The 19,181-nt window shown below is 65.9% G+C and carries 19 protein-coding genes and 1 pseudogene; 10 read left to right on the forward strand and 10 right to left on the reverse strand.

The features are described 5' to 3' along the window. The first annotated feature begins 180 nt into the window (after positions 1 to 180). Positions 181 to 744: a heme-binding protein gene (locus ACETK3_RS07110; protein ID WP_306968803.1), complete on the forward strand. Its 564-nt coding sequence runs from the start codon at positions 181 to 183 to the stop codon at positions 742 to 744. A 205-nt stretch (positions 745 to 949) separates the two neighbouring features. Then, the gene (locus ACETK3_RS07115) at positions 950 to 1,462 is read left to right on the forward strand and encodes an ankyrin repeat domain-containing protein (protein WP_373462143.1); all 513 of its coding nucleotides are present in this window, start codon (positions 950 to 952) and stop codon (positions 1,460 to 1,462) included. A gap of 183 nt (positions 1,463 to 1,645) precedes the next feature. Here ACETK3_RS07115 and ACETK3_RS07120 read toward each other — a convergent pair whose 3' ends face one another. Continuing rightward, entirely contained in the window at positions 1,646 to 2,110 is a 465-nt protein-coding gene (locus tag ACETK3_RS07120; RefSeq protein WP_373462144.1) for a TetR-like C-terminal domain-containing protein, read from the reverse strand. Between the two features lie 98 nt (positions 2,111 to 2,208). Here ACETK3_RS07120 and ACETK3_RS07125 point away from each other — a divergent pair, with 98 nt between their 5' ends. Genes ACETK3_RS07125 through ACETK3_RS07135 form a run of 3 tightly spaced genes read left to right on the forward strand, consistent with a single transcriptional unit; the run spans position 2,209 to position 4,293 of the window. Next, positions 2,209 to 3,420, forward strand: a complete 1,212-nt coding sequence (locus ACETK3_RS07125) for an MFS transporter (protein ID WP_306968673.1) — start codon at positions 2,209 to 2,211, stop codon at positions 3,418 to 3,420. An 11-nt stretch (positions 3,421 to 3,431) separates the two neighbouring features. Continuing rightward, positions 3,432 to 4,058 carry a 3-hydroxyacyl-CoA dehydrogenase NAD-binding domain-containing protein gene (locus ACETK3_RS07130; RefSeq protein ID WP_306968675.1) on the forward strand — a complete coding sequence of 209 codons (627 nt, stop codon included), beginning with the start codon at positions 3,432 to 3,434 and terminating at the stop codon, positions 4,056 to 4,058. Continuing rightward, the gene (locus ACETK3_RS07135) at positions 4,051 to 4,293 is read left to right on the forward strand and encodes a 3-hydroxyacyl-CoA dehydrogenase family protein (RefSeq protein WP_306968677.1); all 243 of its coding nucleotides are present in this window, start codon (positions 4,051 to 4,053) and stop codon (positions 4,291 to 4,293) included. The genes ACETK3_RS07130 and ACETK3_RS07135 overlap by 8 nt, the downstream gene beginning before the upstream one ends. Positions 4,294 to 4,380: 87 nt before the next feature. Here ACETK3_RS07135 and ACETK3_RS07140 read toward each other — a convergent pair whose 3' ends face one another. The 8 genes from ACETK3_RS07140 to ACETK3_RS07175 form a co-directional block, all read right to left on the reverse strand. Next, positions 4,381 to 5,184, reverse strand: coding sequence for an SDR family NAD(P)-dependent oxidoreductase (locus ACETK3_RS07140; RefSeq protein WP_306968679.1), 804 nt, complete (start codon positions 5,182 to 5,184; stop codon positions 4,381 to 4,383). Between the two features lie 10 nt (positions 5,185 to 5,194). Beyond that, on the reverse strand, positions 5,195 to 6,757 hold the full coding sequence (locus ACETK3_RS07145; protein ID WP_306968681.1) for a class I adenylate-forming enzyme family protein: 1,563 nt from the start codon (positions 6,755 to 6,757) through the stop codon (positions 5,195 to 5,197). Next, positions 6,754 to 8,052 (reverse strand): MFS transporter, encoded by a 1,299-nt coding sequence (locus ACETK3_RS07150; protein WP_306968683.1) that lies wholly within the window; start codon positions 8,050 to 8,052, stop codon positions 6,754 to 6,756. Before ACETK3_RS07150 ends, ACETK3_RS07145 begins: the two co-directional genes overlap by 4 nt. Positions 8,053 to 8,223: 171 nt before the next feature. Beyond that, positions 8,224 to 9,381, reverse strand: a complete 1,158-nt coding sequence (locus tag ACETK3_RS07155) for a CdaR family transcriptional regulator (RefSeq protein WP_306968684.1) — start codon at positions 9,379 to 9,381, stop codon at positions 8,224 to 8,226. Between the two features lie 215 nt (positions 9,382 to 9,596). Further along, complete coding sequence (locus tag ACETK3_RS07160; RefSeq protein ID WP_306968686.1) at positions 9,597 to 10,781, reverse strand: acetyl-CoA acetyltransferase; 1,185 nt, start codon at positions 10,779 to 10,781, stop codon at positions 9,597 to 9,599. After that, positions 10,778 to 11,449 carry a CoA transferase subunit B gene (locus tag ACETK3_RS07165; RefSeq protein WP_237429732.1) on the reverse strand — a complete coding sequence of 224 codons (672 nt, stop codon included), beginning with the start codon at positions 11,447 to 11,449 and terminating at the stop codon, positions 10,778 to 10,780. The genes ACETK3_RS07160 and ACETK3_RS07165 overlap by 4 nt, the downstream gene beginning before the upstream one ends. A gap of 30 nt (positions 11,450 to 11,479) precedes the next feature. Then, a complete protein-coding gene (locus ACETK3_RS07170; RefSeq protein ID WP_306968688.1) occupies positions 11,480 to 12,919 on the reverse strand; it encodes a short-chain fatty acid transporter in 1,440 nt (479 codons plus the stop codon). A 59-nt stretch (positions 12,920 to 12,978) separates the two neighbouring features. After that, positions 12,979 to 13,695, reverse strand: a complete 717-nt coding sequence (locus tag ACETK3_RS07175) for a CoA transferase subunit A (protein ID WP_306968689.1) — start codon at positions 13,693 to 13,695, stop codon at positions 12,979 to 12,981. A 166-nt stretch (positions 13,696 to 13,861) separates the two neighbouring features. Here ACETK3_RS07175 and ACETK3_RS07180 point away from each other — a divergent pair, with 166 nt between their 5' ends. Further along, a complete protein-coding gene (locus ACETK3_RS07180; protein WP_236800895.1) occupies positions 13,862 to 14,656 on the forward strand; it encodes an IclR family transcriptional regulator in 795 nt (264 codons plus the stop codon). Positions 14,657 to 14,760: 104 nt separating this feature from the next. Here ACETK3_RS07180 and nadE read toward each other — a convergent pair whose 3' ends face one another. Beyond that, positions 14,761 to 15,615, reverse strand: a complete 855-nt coding sequence (nadE, locus tag ACETK3_RS07185) for an ammonia-dependent NAD(+) synthetase (protein ID WP_306968691.1) — start codon at positions 15,613 to 15,615, stop codon at positions 14,761 to 14,763. Positions 15,616 to 15,735: 120 nt separating this feature from the next. Here nadE and ACETK3_RS07190 point away from each other — a divergent pair. From ACETK3_RS07190 to ACETK3_RS07205, 4 genes and pseudogenes are all read left to right on the forward strand, one after another. Next, positions 15,736 to 16,893: pseudogene (locus ACETK3_RS07190) on the forward strand (FAD-dependent oxidoreductase); the annotation flags it as partial. Between the two features lie 96 nt (positions 16,894 to 16,989). After that, positions 16,990 to 17,574: an orotate phosphoribosyltransferase gene (gene pyrE, locus ACETK3_RS07195; RefSeq protein WP_200830744.1), complete on the forward strand. Its 585-nt coding sequence runs from the start codon at positions 16,990 to 16,992 to the stop codon at positions 17,572 to 17,574. A gap of 119 nt (positions 17,575 to 17,693) precedes the next feature. Beyond that, positions 17,694 to 18,440 (forward strand): GAF and ANTAR domain-containing protein, encoded by a 747-nt coding sequence (locus tag ACETK3_RS07200; RefSeq protein ID WP_236800897.1) that lies wholly within the window; start codon positions 17,694 to 17,696, stop codon positions 18,438 to 18,440. An 81-nt stretch (positions 18,441 to 18,521) separates the two neighbouring features. After that, entirely contained in the window at positions 18,522 to 19,142 is a 621-nt protein-coding gene (locus ACETK3_RS07205; RefSeq protein WP_306968694.1) for a hypothetical protein, read from the forward strand. The last annotated feature ends 39 nt before the right edge of the window (positions 19,143 to 19,181 follow it).

Below are 19,181 nucleotides of genomic sequence, written 5' to 3' on the forward strand. Positions count from 1 at the left end.
TTCGTGGTGGGAACGCTGTCTCCATGCTATTGCCCCCGCCCCTGCTGGTCCTCAGCCTTTTGGCTGATACGGCTGGCCTTTGGTCTGAACGGGAAGCAACCTAAGGCCCGATGGCAGGCGACGCCGCCCCCGGAAGGATTGATGCGTATCCTCCAGCCAATCCGATTCCAGGGAGTCACCGTGAAGAAGTCCCACAAAGTATTCGCCGCCGCAGCAGCAGGCGCGCTCGTCCTGACCGCAGGGGCCACGGCGGCCGCCAACGCCGGGCCGGGACCCGCGCCCGCGGCCGTTCCCGCCGTCGACGTCCAGCCTGCGCCCGGGACTGTTGTCCAGCAGAACCGGATTTCCGTTGGCGCCTCCTTCACCGCGGTGAACGCCGCCCTCGCCAAATGCCAGGCGGATAAGCTCCCGTTTGTCACCGTGGCCCTCGTGGACCGGTTCGGCACCATCCAGGCCCTGCTCCGGGGGGACAATGCCGCGGAGCACACCATCGAAGCCGCAAAGCAGAAGGCGTACACCGCCGCGGCGTTCGGTGCGCCCACGAGCGAACTGGCCAAGCGGATCAATGGGAACGGCCCGTCCATCGCGGACCTGCCAGGCACCCTGTTCCTGGCAGGCGGCGTCCCGCTGAAGGTCAACGGCGTGTCCGTGGCGGGCATCGGCGTCGGTGGTGCTCCCGATGGCGCGTTGGATGAAGCCTGCGCCACCGCCGGCGCGGAAGCCATCGCGGGCGCAGGAAAGTAGGCTGCCTCCATGAGGCGAGCCAGCATGGCGACAATGCTCACCGCACTTGGGCTGCTGCTTGCGGCTTGCCATGCCGGTCCCGGCAAGCCGCAGGAAGTTGCATCACCACCACCCGTTGCGTCTCCACCAGCGGTCGCGTCGCCCAGCCCCCGGAGGTGGAACCGGTCCGTCGATCGGGTCCTCAAGCAGCGCGTCCCCAGCCCCCGTGCTTTCATACGAAGACCAGGAGCAGCTGGACCAGGAGTTGATCGCTGCAGGCAAGACCAACAACGCCCCACTGGTGGCCGAACTGATCGGCCGGGGCGGCAACGTCAATGCCAAGGACACCATCCAGGATTCGGCGTTCCTCTATGCAGGGGCGGAAGGTTTCAACGAGGTCCTGCAGCTGACGCTGGCCGCCGGGGCCGACGTCGCCAGTACCAACCGTTACGGCGGTACTGCACTCATCCCGGCCAGCGAGCACGGGCATGTGGAAACGGTGGAGATCCTCATTGCGGCCGGAGTCCCTGTCAACCATGTCAACAACCTTGGCTGGACCGCCATGCAGGAGGCCATCCTGCTCAACAACGGCGGCCCGCGCCAGCAGGAGGTGGTGCGGCTGCTGCTGGACGCCGGCGCGGATCCGGAAATCCGTGATCCGGAAGGCAGGACTGCGCTGCAGAATGCCGACCGGCTGGGCTTTGCGGAGATTGCCGCCGCGATCCGGGGCCGGGGTTAACCCGTCGGCTTGCCGGGCGCCGTCGAGTTTCCCCGGCTTTAGTGGAGAACGACGGCGGTGCGCCGCACTATCGGTGCGCCGCGCCGCCGTCGGCCTTGAAAGCAGGGGAAATTCAACGGCCACTCAGCCTCTCTTGACCCCACGGGCGCCCTGACCGGGCTCGGTCAGGCCGTCAATGGAGCTTCAGGCCTGGCCCGTGTTTGTCTGGCCGGCGTCCAACAGCCGGCTGATCCGGTCCCGGACCCTCAGCTCCGCTGCCGATTCATGGTTGAAGAGAATGCGGTAGATTACCGGGGCCACCACGGTGTCAACAATGTCCCGGGCCGCGGGCGCGCTTTCTCCGCGGGCCTCGGCCAAGATCCGGATTTCCTCGACATGGCCCTGCATCGACTGGAAATAGTCACGGGTGACTGCGCCGTCCGCGAGCATATCCCTGAGCACCTGCCGCCCCAGCGTCGAGGAGAATTCCTCGACGTAAGGGACGAACCAAGCCTCCATGTCGCCCCTGAGGGTACCTGTTTCCTCCACTTGCTCCGGCAGCATCCGGTTGGAGGCGACGGCGGCGAGGAGCCGCGGCAGGTCACCCCACCTCCGGTAGATGGTGGAGGAATTCACACCGGCGCGCTCTGCGACCTGTGGGACGGACAAAGCCGAGCGATCGCCGTCGTTCTCTTCAAGCAGGGAGCTGCTTAATGCAGAGTTTGTGCTTTAGAGAGGTTTGGCGTTTGGAACGGGCAGGGAGAGCAGTGCAAAACAACGGGGCAGCGTTCTGGCTGCACGCGGCGCTTCTAACGGTATTTATCGGTGCCTCATCGGCGCCATCGCCCCTGTACGAGTTTTACGCCCGGGAGTGGGGCCTGGGATCCGCTGCCGTAACGGTCGTCTTCGCCGTGTATGCGGTGGCAGTGTTGCTGACCTTGCTGGTGGTGGGATCGCTGGCGAACCATCTGGGAACGCGGCCCGTGCTGTTGGGCGCCGTGGTGCTCCAGGTCGGGGCCATGATGACCTTCGCATTCGCACCGGGCCCAGAGATGCTGCTCGCGGCGCGGGCGCTGCAGGGAGTTGCCACCGGGGCGGCCATGGCGGCGGCGGGGGCTGCGCTGCTGGCGTTTGAGGGGGCCGTGCGGCGGGGCCGTGGCTCCCTGGTCAACAGTGCCGCTTCACCTGTAGGTCTCTCCATCGGCGCCCTGGGCTCGGCCTCGCTGGTGCGCTTCCTGCCCGAGCCGACAAAAACGGTGTACTTCTTCCTTGCGGCCCTTCTCCTTGTCCTCGGAGCTGCCTTGCTGTGGCTCCCCAGCGCAGGCCAGAAGGCTCCCGGCTGGCTCCGGTCCCTGATCCCCGAAGCGAAGATCCCCAGTTCTGCCCGCAAGACGATGGCCGCGACGATGCCGGTGGCAGCCGCAACCTGGGCGCTGGCGGGCTTCTATCTCTCGCTCGGCCCGGCGCTCGCCCATTCGATCACCAAGGACAACTCGGTGCTGGTGGGCGGGTTGGCCCTGTTCGCCCTCTTCGTCCCGGGGGCGCTGGCGATCCTTGTTGTCCGCCGCTGGTCCGACCGCAGCACGCTCCTGACCGGCGTGATTTCGCTGATCGTCGGGATCTCCCTTACGGTCCTCGGCGTCCAGCTGGGCTCGGCGCCGCTGTACTTCGCCGGCACGATGGTGGCCGGTATCGGCTTCGGCAGCGGCTATTTCGGCGCCATGCGAATGACGCTGCCCCTGTGCAGACCGGATGAGCGCGTAGGGATGCTTTCCAGCATCTACCTGATCTGCTATCTCGGCTTCAGCGTGCCCGCAGTGGCGGCAGGGCTGCTGGTGGCCGTGGCCGGGATGAAGAGCACGACGTTGCTCTACGGCGCCGTCCTGGTGCTGGCTGCCATTCCTGCCCTGTTGGTCACGGCCAGGGGCCCACGCACCAACCGCATCACCCCGACTGTTGAACGAACAGCGGCATCCTGAAAGGAAATGACATGACCTTCACCCTTCCCGGCAACATCGCGGACCGGCCCATCACAGTGCTCGGCGGTGGCACCCTCGGCCGGCGCATCGCCCTCATGTTTTCGCTCAATGGAGCTCAGGTGCGCATCTTCGACACCAACGAAGCCGTGGCGCAGGCCGCCGTCGACTACGTCAAAGCGGAGCGTCCTGCCGCAGTGGAAGAATTCGGCGGCGTCCAGATGGGGCAGCTTACGGCAGGGGATGACCTGGCTGCCGCCCTCAACGGCGCCTGGCTCGTGGTCGAGGCGGTGCCGGAAAAGCTTGAGCTCAAGCAGAAAATCTTCGCCGACCTTGACCGCCTCGCCGCTCACGACGCCGTGCTGGCCAGCAACTCGTCGTCCTTCGCCTCGTCGGAGTTCATAGGCGGAGTGGGCACACCCGAACGGGTGCTGAACATGCACTTCTACATGCCGCCGGCCGTGCGCTCGGTGGAACTGATGTCCAGCGGCCAAACTGATCCGGGGGTCCTGGACCTGCTGATGGCGGAGCTGCCCAAGTACGCCTTGGCCCCCACACCTGGTGCGCAAGGAAAGCACGGGCTTCATCTTCAACCGGGTCTGGGCCGCGATCAAGCGCGAATCCCTCCTGGTGGTGGCTGAAGGGGTCGCTGCTCCCGAAGACGTGGACGCGCTGTTCCTTGATGTCTTCAAGTCCAACACCGGACCGTTCCGCTTCATGGACCAAGTAGGCCTGGATGTCGTTCTCGACATCGAAAACCATTACTGCCAGCTGGCGGGCGTGGAGAACAAGTCGGCCCCGCTGCTGCAGGGCTACATCGACAAGGGCTGGCTGGGCGTCAAGAGCGGCCGCGGCTTCTACAGCGACTACGCCTGATTGATAACAACGCGGGGCCAGTTGCAGACCGTCGTGCCCTCGGGCAGCGGCCGCAACTGGCCCGTGTTGTTCAGGAAAACCTGCGCTTTAGAAGCCCAGCGAAATGCCTCCGTCCACCCGCAGCTCAATGCCGGTGATGTAGGCGGACTCCTCGCTGGCCAGGAAGACTGCTGCGTTCGCCACGTCCCAGGCCGTGCCCATGTGTCCCATGGGAACCTGGGCGTGCCGCTTCTTCAGCATCTCCTCACGCTGTCCTGCCGCGTAAGCACCGGCCAGCTCGGCGGACTCAGTGACAAACGGGGTTTCCATCAGGCCCGGGAGGATGGCGTTGATCCGGACGTGTTTTGCAGCGTACTCCGCCGCCGTCGTGCGGGTCAGATGGTTCAGCGCCGCCTTGGAGGAGTAGTAGGTGGAATAGGGCACCCCGGTCCAGCGGATGCCCGCGAGCGACGAAATGTTGATGATGGAGCCGCCGCCCTGGGCCACCATGTGCGGGATGACGTGCTTCATGGTCAGGAAGGGGCCCTTAAGGTTGATGGCGTGGACCCGGTCCCACTCGGCCTCGTCCAACTCGACCACGCCACCCACCTTGGCGATGCCGACGTTGTTGTCGAGGACGTCGATGCGGCCGAATTCATCGATGACGGATGCGACGGCACGGCCCACGGCGGCGGAGTCCGTGACGTCGAAGGTCAGGTGGCGTGCCTGGCCCCCTTCAGCCGTGATCAGGTTTTCGGTCTCCTTGGCGGCAGCCTCATTGACGTCGGTGCACACAACAGTGGCGCCTTCGCGGGCGAAGGCGAGCGCGGTGGCCTTGCCGTTGCCCATGCCAGGGGCGCTGGACCCAGCCCCCACCACGAGGGCGATCTTTCCCTGCAGTCGGTTTGTCATTGGTGTTCTCCTAGATCTTTGATTTTTCGTTGCGCCAAAAGGTTTCGCGGATGTTCTTTTTCAGGACCTTGCCGTTGACGCTGCGCGGCAGTGCCGGCACCAGGTGGACGGCTTTCGGCGCCCGGATGCTGCCCAGTTCCTGCTTGCACAGTGCAATGATTTCCGCTTCCGTGGCGGTGCAGTCCTCGTTGAGTTCGACGACGGCGGTCACCGCCTCGCCCCAGTCCGGGTGCGGTGCGCCGACCACCGCGCAGTCGCGCACGGACGGGTGCCCCCAGATCACCTGTTCGACTTCGCTGGGGTAGACGTTGAAGCCGCCGGAGATGATCAGGTCCCGCCGCCGGTCGGTCAGGTGCAGGTAGCCCTCCTCGTCGAAGACGCCAATGTCGCCAGTGTGCAGCCAGCCATCGCGCAGCGCCTGTGCGGTCTGTTCCGGGTTCTTGTAGTACCCCTTCATGACCAGGTCGCCGCGGACGCAGATCTCCCCGGGCGCCCCCGCCGGAACAGCCCTCCCATCCTCGTCGTGGATCTCCACCTGGACCAGGGGGTACGGCCGCCCGCAGGAGGAGAGCCGGGAATCCGGGGCGATCCCGCCCGCGACGAAATGTTCGTCCGGGCGCAGGAAGGTCACAGATGCGGGCGCCTCCATCTGGCCGTAGAGCTCCATCATGACCGGCCCGATTGCCGTCAGTGCCTGTCGGAGTTTCTCGACCGACATCGGTGCCGCCCCGTAAATCAGGTAATGCAGGGACGATAGATCCCTTGGCTGCTCCTTGAGTACCTCAAGGAGCCGGTAGATCACCGTGGGCGGCAGGAACAGGTCCGTCACCCGGTACTGCTCGATGGCGTCGAGGACGGCGTGCGGGTGGGCCTTGGGAAGCACCACTACTGTTCCGCCCCGGGCCGTTGCGGCGAGGCTCAGCAGGCCGGCAGTGTGCGTCATGGGCGCGGCCGCAAGGTTCACCACCTCGTCTTCAGAGTCGTAATGGGCCGCCATCATCAGGTGCGTCACGAAGGCGGACAAGCTGCGGTTCGTGTTCATCACGCCTTTAGGCATGCCTGTGGTGCCGCCCGTCGGGGCCAGCGAAACCACGTCTTCCGGGGCGGCGTTCAGGGCCGGTTTGGTCGCCGGCTGGGCGGCAATCCACGGCTCGAACGGGGTGGAGGCCGCATCGTTGATGTCGCCCCCGAACCTGATCCATTGCCGTACGTTGGGCAGCCGGTCCTGCAACTTCCGCACCGCGTCGTCGAGGCTGGCATGGAAGATGACGAGTTCTGCGTCGAATCCAGCCAGCAGGTGCGCCGTTTCGCCCGTGGGGCTCGCCGGGTTTGCCGGGATCCAGGTCAGCCCGGCACGCCAGATGCCAAGCACGCAGATCCAAGCGAGAGGATTATTGGGGGACAGTACAGCCACTTTGGCCTCGGATGAGAGTCCCCCGCCGAGCAGTGCGTTGGCGATCCGGCAGGAGAGTTCGCCGGCCTCGGTAAAGGTGTAACTGGTGCCCGCCTGGACATAGGCCACGCCGTTCGGGTTGCAGCTCCAGCCGCGGTCGAAGAATCCAATGGCGCTCACTGGGGCAGTCCCGTCTTGTAGCTTTCCTTCACCCGCAGGAAGACCACCGTCGTGATCGCCGCCAAGATGGTCAGGTACCAACCGAAGGCGTCGATCATCTTGACGTCGGCCAGCCAGGTCGCCACATACGGGCCGGTACCGCCGACCAGTGCCACGCCCAGGGCGTAGGGCAGGCCGATGCCGGCGGCCCTGATGCGGGCGGGGAAGAGCTCGCACATGACAGCCGAGGTGATGGACGTGTAGCAGGCCAGCAGCGTAAGCGCGGCCATCTGCACCAGCAACAACGACAAGAAACTGTCCTGCAGGGCGTTGAGCAGGGGGATGGTCAGCAACGTGAAGCCACCGCCAAAGGCCAGCAGGAGCGGCTTACGGCCGATCCGGTCCGAGAGGATCCCCATCAGCGGCTGCAGGATGGCGAGGTAGGTCAGCGAGATCAGGCCGACGAAGAGCGCGTTCTTCATGTCAAAACCGACGGTGATGTGCGCGTAGGTGGGCAGGTAGGAGGAGAAGACGTAAAAGAACAGGGTCGGCGCGGCGTTAATGGCAAACACCAGCACGCATTCCTTTGGGTGGGTGCGCATGAACTCAAAAGCCGAGGGGCGGGAGGTTTTGGCGCTGGCATGACCGGCAGTGTCCGCATCGGCCACCGCCAGGGTTTCTTCTGCGAAACGGCGGATGAACAAGCCAGCGACCGCGCCGAGTGTCCCGATGGCAAAAGGCACCCGCCAGCCCCACACATGCATGGCATCGTCGGGGAGAACAGCCACCAGTACGGCGACCGACCCGATTGCCACCACGTTTCCGAGGGTCGCCCCGATGTAGAGGAAGCTCGAGAAGAATCCGCGGCGGCCTTCCGGCGCCGACTCGACCAGGAAGGTCGAGGAGGCTGCGAATTCGCCGCCGGTGGACAGGCCTTGCAGCAGCCGGGCCAGCACCAGCAGGACCGGGGAGAGTACGCCGACCTGGTCGTACGTGGGGGCAAGGGCAACCAGCAGGCTGCCGATGCCCATTAGCATGACCGTGGCGGTCAGGGCCTTCTTCCGCCCGAGACGGTCCGCCACCATGCCGCCGAGAAGGCCGCCGAGCGGCCGCATGAAGAAGCCGACGGCGAAAATCGCCATGGCGCTAAGCAGCGGGACGATAGGGTCGCCGGTCTTGGGGAAGAACTGGCTGGAAAAATACAGCGCCAGCATGGAATAGACGTACCAGTCGAACCATTCGACGATGTTGCCAACCGTCGCAGCCGCGAGTTGGCGGGTCCTGCTGACGGGTGGTGCTGCGGTGATGACGCTCATCCGGTGACTCCCAGATCCGATGGGTCCGGACGACAGGATCCGCGTCATCCGGCCCCCGCAGGGCGCGGCAGTCAGCAGTTCGTCCGGCTGTGATGCCCACCACGTTACGGAGGCCCGGACGCGCGGAAAATGGAGCCAGCTCAAAGGGAACGGTCATGCCTTTGGAGGTTTCTACAACGGGGCGTCAGTCGGGGTGCCGGCCGTGTCCTGGCAGCCCTCAAAGACCCAGAGGAGCTCCACCAGCGTGTCGCTGGCATCCAGCCGGGTTCCGGTGAGTTGCTCAAACTTTTGCAGTCGGTAGCGGAGCGTGTTCTCGTGGACGGCCAAGGCCTTGGCGGCAGCGGAAATCCGGCGATCGTTGGCGAGGTAGAGGCGGACGGACTCCAACACAATCCGGCCGAACTCGGTGTCGTGGGCGAAAGGCGCCAGATAGCGCTGCCGCAGCACCGCGGTGACATCCGGATCGGCTGCCGCTGTTCGCCAGGTCAGGTCCTCCAGGCAAAACGAGCCGCCCCCAGGACGCCGCCACGCTGCAGCAAAGACCCTGTCGGCGACGGCATCGGATAGGGCCAGGTCCGCCAGCGGGCGGGCCGGCCCGACAGCGACGGTGGCAGCCGAGGCGCCGGCGGCCGGCCTGGCAGTGACGAAGCCGACGACGTCGCCTGCCAGAACGGTCAGCACACCGTCACCGGTGCGCAGCGGCGACACCAGCGCGCCCAGGAGTTCGTCAGGTGAGTTACCGGCACGGGGGCGTGCCCGCAAGGCGCGGAACTCGCGCCGAGGATCGATCCCGAAATCGGCGGACCGGGAGACGAGCTCGGCGCCGGCCAAGGTTCCGGCGAGCACTGCCCGCAGGTAGCCCTGGCGGCGCTCGTGATCGCGGACTGCCTGCTGGACGCTGATTTCCCGGTAGGAATCCACCAAGGCGGCAGTGTATGAGTCACTGACGCCCCAGAGGACACGGTGGGCCGCGAGCACCTCGCGGTCACCAAGCCGAAGCTCCTGGGCGATGTCAATGAAGCGGTCCTGGATGACCGCCATGGACAGGCGATAGCCGCGCATGATGTCTTCGATTCGCAGGCCTTGGTGAAACCGGACCTGCGCCACCCTGGCTTCGAGCGCCAACTGCGACGACTCCGGCACAATCCCGGATTTAACGGCGTGGATTGCCATCCGCAGGTTTTGCTCGACGGAGGAGCTGATGTCCGCTTCGGCGACACCGCGGTACCCCGCCACCTCCGTGACGCAGCGCTCCACACTGCGGGCTTTCAGGTACTGAAGGTCACGGAACAGCAGATCGGCCACCTGCTCGATGCTGGAATCAGCCATGGGCTGCTTGGCACCAGACTTGTGTGCCATCGCCCTTGTGCAGCATGACGCGCTCTGCGGAGGACAGATACCGGACCCAGAGAACTTTCCCGTCCGGCGTCGCGAGTTCAGCCGTGGCGGCAGCCGGGGAACACCCGGGCCGGCGCACCATCACGGGTGCGCCGGCCGCCAGCCCAAGCCAGTTGGTAACCCGAACCAGCTCGGCGGGCGGGCATTCAGACGGCTTCAAGCACGCTGACATAGTTGGCGATGCCCACCCCGCCCATGTTCTGTACAGCCGCGCGGCGCGGGCCGGCGAGCTGCATGTCGCCGGCGGTTCCGGTGAGTTGCATGGCGGTGATGACGTGCTGGGAGACTCCAGTGGCCCCCACCGGGTGGCCCTTGGCTTTGAGGCCGCCTGAGACGTTAATGGGAAGCTTGCCGTCCTTGAAGACCCAGCCTTCCTTCACCGCGCGGGCGCCCTGGCCGGGTTCTGCCAGGCCGATGGCTTCGTACATCAGCAGTTCGGCGATCGTGAAGCAGTCGTGGACCTCTGCGAAGTCAAGGTCCTCCAGCCCGACGCCGGCCATGGCCAGGGCGCGCTGCCACGAGGCACGGGTGGCTGCAAAGGCGGTAGGGTCCCTGCGATCGGTGGGGAAGAAGTCGTTGGCCTGGCCGAAGCCGGCGAGCCGTACCGGTGCGGTGGCGCCACTCGTGGGCGCGACGCTAAGCACCACGGCGGCAGCGCCGTCGGACACGGGGGAGCAGTCGGTGCGGCGCAGGGGATCGGCGACCATCGGGTTCTTGTCCGAGACGGTCCGGCAGAATTCCTCGCCAAGGTCCTTCCGAAGCTGCGCGTACGGGTTGTCCACGCCGTTGCGGTGGTTCTTGGCAGCGATAGTGCCCAGGACGTCGGACACCGGGCCGTAACGCTTCTCGTAGTGCTTCGCGACCTCCGCGAAGAGGCCGGTAAAACCTGTGGTGGAGGGCTTGCCGGCCATGTCGTAGTCCGCGCCCAGCAGTCCGGCGCCCACCACGTCGGCGCCGGCGTGGGTCATCTTCTCCGCGCCAATGACCAGGACAGTCTTCGCGGTCCCCGCCAGCAGCGACTTGGTGCCCTGCTGGAACGCGGCCGATCCCGAGGCGCAGGCGTTCTCCACCCGGGTGGACGGGACGTTGGCCAGGTCCGGTGAGACCTGCAGCGCCAGCGAGGACGGGAACGCCAGTGGCATCATGCCGGAGTTGAACTGGCCCACGTAGACTTCGTCGATCTGGCCGGGCTCAATCCCGGCGGTGCTGATGGCCTCGGTAGCCACCTGCACGATCAGGGACTCCAGGGTTTCCTCCGTCAGCTTGCCAAACCGGCTGTGGCCCCAGCCGGTGATCAGGACATCCTTGCCGAATTGTTCCTTGAGGCTCATGCCGCCACTTCCTTCTCATCGAGCCGCACTTCGAAGCCGGCTTCGGTCTTTTCCCGGATCTCCTCTACCGTGACCCCCGGAGCCAGCCGGGTCAGCGTGAGCTGCCGCCCGCCGTCGTCCATCTTGTTCAGGTCGAAGACGGCGAGGTCGCTGATGATCCTGTCCACGCAGCTGAGCCCGGTCAGCGGAAGCGTGCATTCGCGCACGATCTTGGCCGTGCCATCCTTGGCGTTGTGTTCGGTGAGGACCACGACGCGCGGGGTGCCGGCCACCAAGTCCATGGCACCGCCCATGCCCTTGACCATCTTGCCCGGGATGGTCCAGTTAGCCAGGTCTCCGTTTCCGGAGACCTGCATGGCGCCCAGGATGGCCACTTTGACGTGCCCGCCGCGGATCATGCCGAATGAGGTGGCCGAGTCGAAGATGCTCCCGCCGGGCAGGACCGTGACGGTTTGCTTGCCGGCGTTGATCAGGTCAGCGTCCTCCTCGCCCTCAAAGGGAAAGGGGCCCATGCCCAACAGGCCGTTCTCGCTCTGCAGCACTACCCGCACGCCCTCGGGCAGGTTGTTGGCCACCAGCGTGGGGATGCCGATTCCCAGGTTCACGTAGTCGCCGTCGTTCAGTTCCTCCGCCGCGATGGCGGCCATTTCATCCCTGGTCCATCCCATGGGGTTTCTCCTTAGTCTTGTTAGCTGTTATCAGTTGGGTATTACCGGTGGCACGAACTCGAACGTCATCCCCAGCAGCCAGGCCAGCAGCAGGACCACCGGAAGGTGGAAGAGGAACTGCTGGAAGGTGAAGCCCACCAGGTCCCGGGCGCGCAGGCCCAGGACGGCCAGCAGCGGCAGCATGAAGAACGGGTTGATGAGGTTGGGCAGCGCCTCGGCCATGTTGTAGATCTGTACGGTCCAGCCGAGATTCATGTTCACGTCCGTGGCGGACTGCATGACGTAGGGTGCCTCCACCAGCCACTTTCCGCCGCCGGAGGGGACGAACATGCCCAAGAGGGCGGTGTAGATGGCGATGATGACGGCGAATGCCCCGTTGCCGCCGATGCTGGTGAAGAAGTGGGCCAGGTGTTCTGACACCGAGAGGCCGCCGGCGCCGGTGGCTTTGGTCAGGATGGCGGCCATTGCCGCGTAGAGCGGGAACTGCACCAGGATTCCTGCAGTGGCGGGGACGGCTTTGGTCACTGACTGGAGGAACTTGCGCGGCGTTCCGTGCAGCACCAGTCCCAGCATCAGGAAGACCAGCAGGTATCCGTTGAGTGAACTGACAACGCTCAGGATGGGCAGGGTGAGCAGCTGGGACACCAGCCAGCCCAGGGTCAGCACGCCAGCCAGGATAGGCAGGACCCTGCTGTATTCGAGCCATTCGCCTGGCCGGGACTTTTCGGCCGGCGGTTCGGGCTGGTCATCAAGGTCGACGCCGAGGTCGGCTGCCGTTTTGACGCCGGCTCCCGTTGGGGCGGAGAAGTGCGCAATGACGGTGGTCAGCAGCATCAGGATGGCCAGGGTCAGCAGGGACTGCCAGGTGAAGATGGTGGTTCCGAAGTCCAGGACGCCGGTGATCTTCAGCAGCGCCGGCGGGATGGAGGCCTTGGTCGCCTGCAGCTGGGCGGCGGAGGAGGACATGCCCAGCGCCCAGACTGCGCCCAGCCCCATGAAGGCCGCCGCACCAAGGGCCCGGTAGTCGACATGCAGATCCGCTCGCCGGGCCACCGCGCGCGCCAGGAGCCCGCCAAAGATCAGGCTCAATCCCCAGTTGACGAAGGAAACGGACATGGACAGGACGGCTACGAAGCTGACGGCCGAACGTGCCGAGTTCGGAACCTGTGCCAGCCGCTCGATCAGCCGGGCCACCGGCGGGGAGGTGGCCACAACGTAGCCGGTCAGCACCACCATGGCCATCTGCAGGGTGAAGGCGGTGAGGTCCCAGAACCCGTTGCCGAAGGAATCCACCACGGCTTTGGGTGAGGCGCCGATGGCCAGCGCCGCGATGGCCACCAGCAGTACGCCTGCCAGGGCAAAGATGTACGCGTCAGGGAACCACTTCTGTGTCCACCCGGCCAGCCTCTCAGCCATCCGGGCCAAGCCCTTCTGGCGGACATCCTGGTCGTTGAATTGCACGGCGGTCATGAGGGTGATTCTCTCCATCGAGTCGTGGTGTGGGGCGCGCGGCGCGCTTTAGGCGGCGGTCAGGCGGAGACAAGTCCGGCGCGCTGCCGGACGGTCCGCTGCTCGATGTCCTTGACCCGGTCCGTTGCCTGCACCAGCCTCTGGACAAAGACGCCGGGCGTGACGATGAGGTTGGGGTCCAGTTGGCCGGACTCCACAATCACTTCCGCCTCGGCGACCGTGAGGATTCCGGCGGTCGCCACAACGGGGTTGAAGTTCCGGGCAGTGTAGCGGTAGGTCAGGTTGCCGTCCGTGTCCGCGGTGTGGGCGTGGACAAGTGCGACGTCGGCCCGGATGGCGCGCTCCTGGACGTACGTTTCGCCGTCGAACACCTCGTGCGGCTTGCCTTCTGCCACAAGGGTGCCCACGCCGGTCTTGGTGTAGAAGGCCGGGATACCGGCGCCGCCGGCGCGGAGCCGCTCGGCGAGGGTGCCCTGCGGGGTGAACTCCACCTCGAGCTTGCCGGCGAGGTACTGCTCGGCGAACAGCTTGTTTTCGCCGACATAGGAGGCGATCACCTTGTGGACCTGGCCTGCCTCGATCAGGATGCCCAGGCCCTTGCCGTCCACGCCCATGTTGTTGGACACCACGGTGAGGTCCCGGACACCGGAGTCCCGGACGGCTTCGATCAGGTCGGCGGGAATGCCGCTCAGGCCAAACCCGCCGACGGCGAGGGTGATGCCGTCCTGCAGGGCTCCTTCCAGGGCGGTGGCAGCAGAAGCCTGGAGTTTCTTCATGACGTCTCCTCGTTGAGCGCGGCGGTCGTCCACTAAGTGGACGCCTGGGATCTGAGTTTGGAGACTACGGGCGGTTGGCCGAGAGTGTCAAGAATCACTGGCTGCGGCCTTACAGTATGGCCACTAGAATGAAAAGCATCCATATTGTGGACAACAAGGAGGATTGATGGCTGGCACGCCGGTACAGGGTGCCCAGGTGGTGGCGCGCGTTGCTGGGCTGCTGCGGCTGGTGGGCCGCAGCGCCGAAGGTATGCCGCTGGCAGGCCTGGTCCGCGAATCGGGCCTCACCCGACCCACGGTCCACCGGCTCCTGGCATCCCTCGCCGCGGAAGGCCTCCTGGACCACGACCCCGTGACGGGCAACTGGGTGCTGGGGCCGGAAATACTGCTGATGGGTTCGGTGGCTTCGGCGCGCTTTCCCATGGAGGACATTGCCCGGCCCAGCCTGCGCCGGCTGGCACAGGCAACGGGCGAGAGCGCCTTTTTCTCGATCCGCCGCGGGGCGGAGACGGTATGCCTGCTGCGTGAGGAAGGCACCTTCCCGGTCCGGTCCTTCGTCCTGCACGAGGGGGTGCGGTTCCCGCTGGGAGTAGCGTCGGCGGGGACGGCCATCCTGGCCTTCCTGCCGAAAGCCGAACAGGAGGAATTGCTGGGCCGCTGGAGCGAACACGCCGGCGCCTTCGCCGCGCACCACACTCCGCAGCTGGTGCGGGAAAACCTGGCCCGCACCCGGCTGGCCGGCTACTCGGTGAACCCCGGGCTGGTCCTGGAGGGCAGCTGGGGGATGGGCGCCGCGGTCTTCGACCGGTCCGGGAAGCCGGCCTGGGCGCTGTCCCTGACCGGCATCGAGCCGAGGTTCAAGCCCGAGCGGCAGGAGGAGCTGGGTGGCCTGCTGATGGCGGAGGCGCACCGGATTACCCAACAGCTGGGCGGGGGCGACGGCGGCCGGCGCACCCGCTGAGTCTTCCCAACTATGGCAGCGAACGACGACGGCGGGCCGCACTTTTTCGGCGCGGCCCGCCGTCGTACTCCCCAAAGGTGGTGAAAATCAGTGCCGGGGGATGGCTACAGTCCCGCGCGGGGCTCCTCCGGGCCTTCTTCCTTCCACCAGGTGTCAAAGATGGTCACCGGCACCGTGCGCTTGTGGCGCGTGCGCAGGTACTTCTGCTCGATGGACTCGGCCACGGCGTCCGGAACCTCGCGGCCTTCAAGGTAGTCGTCGATCTGGTCGTAGCTGAGGCCCAGTTCGTCCTCGTCCGTCCGGCCCGGCCGGTCATCGAGCAGGTCGGCCGTGGGGACCTTCTCCCAGACCCGCGCCGGCGCTCCCAGCTCGGCCAGCAGGGCCCGGTTCTGCCGCTTGTTCAAGCCGAACAGGGGCAGGATGTCCGCACCGCCGTCGCCGTACTTGGTGAAGAACCCCGTGACGGACTCGGCGCCGTGGTCCGTGCCGAGCACCAGGTAGTTGAACTCCCCGGCCAGCGCATACTGGGCGATCATCCGGGTGCGGGCCTTGGTGTTGCCCTTGTGGAAGTCGGAAATCTCCGAGCCCACGGTCTTCTCGAACTCGTCCTCGAAACCATCCACCGCCGCGGAGATGTTGAAGGTCCATTCCGTCTTGGCCTTGATGAAGTCCAGGGCCGCCTGGGCGTCTTCCTCATCGTGCTGCACCCCGTAGGGCAGGCGGACGGCCACGAAGTTGGCCTCAACACCTTCAGCCTCGAGTTCATCTACCGCCACCTGGGCAAGCTTCCCCGCAAGGGATGAATCCAGGCCCCCCGAGATGCCCAGGACAAAGCCCTTGGTGCCCGTGGCCTTGAGGTATTCCTTGAGGAACGTGACGCGTTTGCGCACCTCCCCTGCGGGATCGATCCGGGGCTGAACGCCCATTTCTTCAATGATCTTGGCCTGGAGTTCGCGCATGTGGTCCAGCCTAGCCAGCACTGTCAACAACCCTCAACTGTTCCAGGAAGGTCCCGTGCGGCGTAGCGTAATCGCATGGAGCGGACGGGGTGTGCCGTGGTGGGCGGCGGCCCGGCGGGAATGGTGCTGGGCCTGCTGCTGGCGCGGGCCGGAGTGAACGTGACGGTCATGGAGAAGCACCGTGACTTCCTGCGGGATTTCCGCGGCGACACGGTGCACGCGTCCACCGTCCGGCTGATCGACGAACTGGGTTTGGGGGCAGGATTCCGCAGCTTGCCGCAAAGCCGCCTGCGCAATGTCGCCGTCCCGGTGCCCGGCGCCGGACTGGTCACCCTTGCGGCCTTTGACTCCCTGAAGCCCCCGTACAACTACGTGGCCATGATGCCCCAGTGGGACTTCCTGGATTTCCTCGCCTCAGCAGCCGCCGAGGAACCAATGTTCACGCTGCTCATGGAGAGCGAGGCAACAGGTTTGGAGTTCGACGGCGGGCGGGTCACCGGAGTGCGCTGCCGGGAGGTCGGTACTTCCAGTGAGCACGTCCTGCACGCGGACGTGGTGGTGGCGGCGGACGGCCGGCATTCGGTGCTGCGCCAGGCGGCGGGAATGCGCCCCCGGGAATACCCGGTGCCTTTTGACACCTGGTGGTTCAGGCTCCCGCGCCACGCCTCAGAAAGGGGCGAAGTGGCGGGAGTGGTGCCCTCGCTGGGTAACCGGGATGCCATGATCGCCCTCAACCGCACCAACTATTACCAGATGGGATACCTTGCCCCGAAGGGTTCTGATGCCAGGATCAGGGCTGGCGGGGTGGACCGGTTCCGGCAGCGGGTGGCGGCTCTCCGCCCGGACCTTGCCGACCGCGTCGATTCCATCAGCAGCGTGGAGGACCTGCATTGGTTGGACGTGAAACTGAACCGACTGCGGCGCTGGTACGTGGACGGCTTCCTGTGCATTGGGGACGCAGCGCACGCGATGTCCCCAGCCGGAGGAGTGGGCATCAACCTCGCCATCCAGGATGCGGTGGCGGCAGCGGAGCGGCTGGCCCCGGACCTTCGTCGGGGTTATGTGCGCACCAAAACCCTGGCAGCCATCCAGCGCCGCCGCCGCATGCCCACGGTGGTGGTGCAGACCGTGCAGCGCATCATGCACCGGGTGGTGTTCGTTCCGCTCTTCGACGGGAAGCTGTCCGGCGACATGCTGGCCGGCAAGGGGTCGGGCGCCAGGTTCCTGATCCAGCGTGCGATCTTCTTTATCCTTCGCCACAACCCTGTAGTGAAGCGTCTCCTCCCGCGCGTCATCGCCTTCGGACCGCGACCGGAGCACGCGCCGGCCTTCGCGCGCCCGCTCACGGCCCGGCCACCCACTAAACTTGAAGCCATGACTTCGCCCACTGACACTGCGGTAGACACCGCAGCTGCCCGCGCCCGACTGCTCGAACTGATCAAGGAACTCGCCGTGGTCCGCGGCAAGGTGATCCTCTCCAGCGGGGCCGAGGCCGATTACTACATTGATCTTCGCCGCATCACGCTGCACCACGAGGCGTCCAAGCTGGTGGGCCAGGTCATGCTGGCGCTGGCGGACGACGCCGGGATCGACTTTGAGTGCGCCGGCGGGCTGACCATGGGCGCGGACCCCGTGGGCACCGCCGTGATGCACGCCGCCGCTGACGCCGGCCGCACCGTTGACGCGTTCGTGGTCCGCAAGGCGCAGAAGTCCTACGGCATGGGCCGCCAGGTTGAAGGCCCGTCCGTCGAGGGCCGCAAAGTGCTGGTCCTGGAGGACACCTCCACCACGGGCGGGTCCGCGCTGACGGCGGTGGAAGGCGTCCGGAAAGCCGGCGGCAATGTCGTGGCGGTAGCCGTGATTGTGGACCGCGACACCGGCGCCAAGGAAAAGATTGAAGCCGAAACCGGTGTGCCCTACCTGTTCGCGTTCGGCAAGGACGAACTGGGTCTGGACTAGCCAGAGGCGTGCGCGCACGCTGCCAGCCATTGGCTGCTGTGTTGGCGCTGATTTATGATGTGCGTTAACACTTTTCAGTTGCTTGGAGACCACGCATCTTGCTCCCCCCAGAACAGCCCTTGAGCGCGACCGACCAGGTGCAGAACCTGATCCTGGAAAGCGCTGATTTTGAGGATTTCCTTAACGAACTTGCCCGGTTCTCTGCCCACCAGATGGCAGGGGACGGTGACGATGCCCTGTGCGGCATCACCTTGCTCCGCGACCGCAAGGCAGCCACCATTGGCTGGAGCAGCCCCTCCGCACGGGAAGTGGACGAAATCCAGTACTCGCTTTCCCAGGGTCCGTGCCTGACTGCCGCGAAGGAAGAACGGGAAGTCTACGTTCCGGACCTGCTGCAGGAGGACCGCTGGGGCCCCGATTACGCGACGGCGGTTGCCTCCTATGGGCTGCGTTCCGTCTTTTCCCTGCCCTTCAACCTGCAGGGGGAAGCCAGGGCAGCCCTGAACCTCTACTCAGACGTCGACCACAAGTTCGACGGGCAGGCGGCGGAGAGGGCCAGGGACTTCACCCGGGAGATCTCGCAGGCCCTGCGCCTGGCCGTCAGGTTCTCCCTGCACGCGGACAGCGCGACCAACCTCAAAGCCACCCTCGAATCGCGCACCATCATCGACATCGCAGTGGGCATCGTCATGGCGCAGAACCGCTGCAGCCAGGAGGCCGCCGTGGAAATCCTCACTGAGGCGTCGAGCAACAGCAACACCAAGCTGCGGGACATCGCCAAGTCGTTGGTTGATTCGGTGGGCGGCGCCGGAACGCGCACCTACTACCAGGAGCCGGGAAAGGTCGGGTCGGGCCCCGGCGCGTGAGGGCGGGTTGTGCGGGGGCTCCCACGGGGGTTACGCTTGCGGAGGTTGAGCCGTCGGCCATAGACCTCTTTTGGAGTACCTATGGACCGCGCATTAGACGCACTCGTTAACTTGGATGTCCCTGCTGACATCGTCCGGATTGAAGTCCGGGGGGCCCTTCACCACGACACCCGTGCTGAACTGGTCCGCATCATCCGCCGTGTCCGGAGGATGGGCATCCGCTGCCGCATCTGCGTTGACCTTTCGCAGGCCGAGCTTATTGAGTCCTCCGCACTGGCAGGGCTTCGGACAGATCTCAACGCTATTGCCACCAACTCATTGCTGGGGGCTCCTTCCGCCTCAGTGGGACTTCAGCTCGCGCCCGCCGCGCATGACTGGGCCCCGGAGGACGCCGGCAGCCGCCAGCCGCTCCTGATGGACGACGACGTCCGTGAGCTTTTCCCCGGCGGCGAGTTTGCTGGCGAGTTCCCCCAGTTGCCCGTCATGTGGATCGAGGAACTGTACGGCCGCCCGCTGGCCGAATACTCGGACGAGGAACTGCTCCAGGGGAGTGACGCGGTCTTCGCGCTCCTGGACACCCCGGGAGCCCTCGACGGCGCGGACCTGCTGGGCCGCTACAACGACATCGGCCTGGAAATCCTCCGCCGCCGGCAGGAACCCCACGCGCCGTTCCCCGCTGCGGAAGGGCAAGCTGCCAGCTGACCTCCCGTCACTAAACGTTTACCTCCGCCCGTTGCGGCG

The organism is Arthrobacter sp. E44 (assembly GCF_041877125.1).
In the GTDB taxonomy this organism is placed as follows: domain Bacteria; phylum Actinomycetota; class Actinomycetes; order Actinomycetales; family Micrococcaceae; genus Arthrobacter.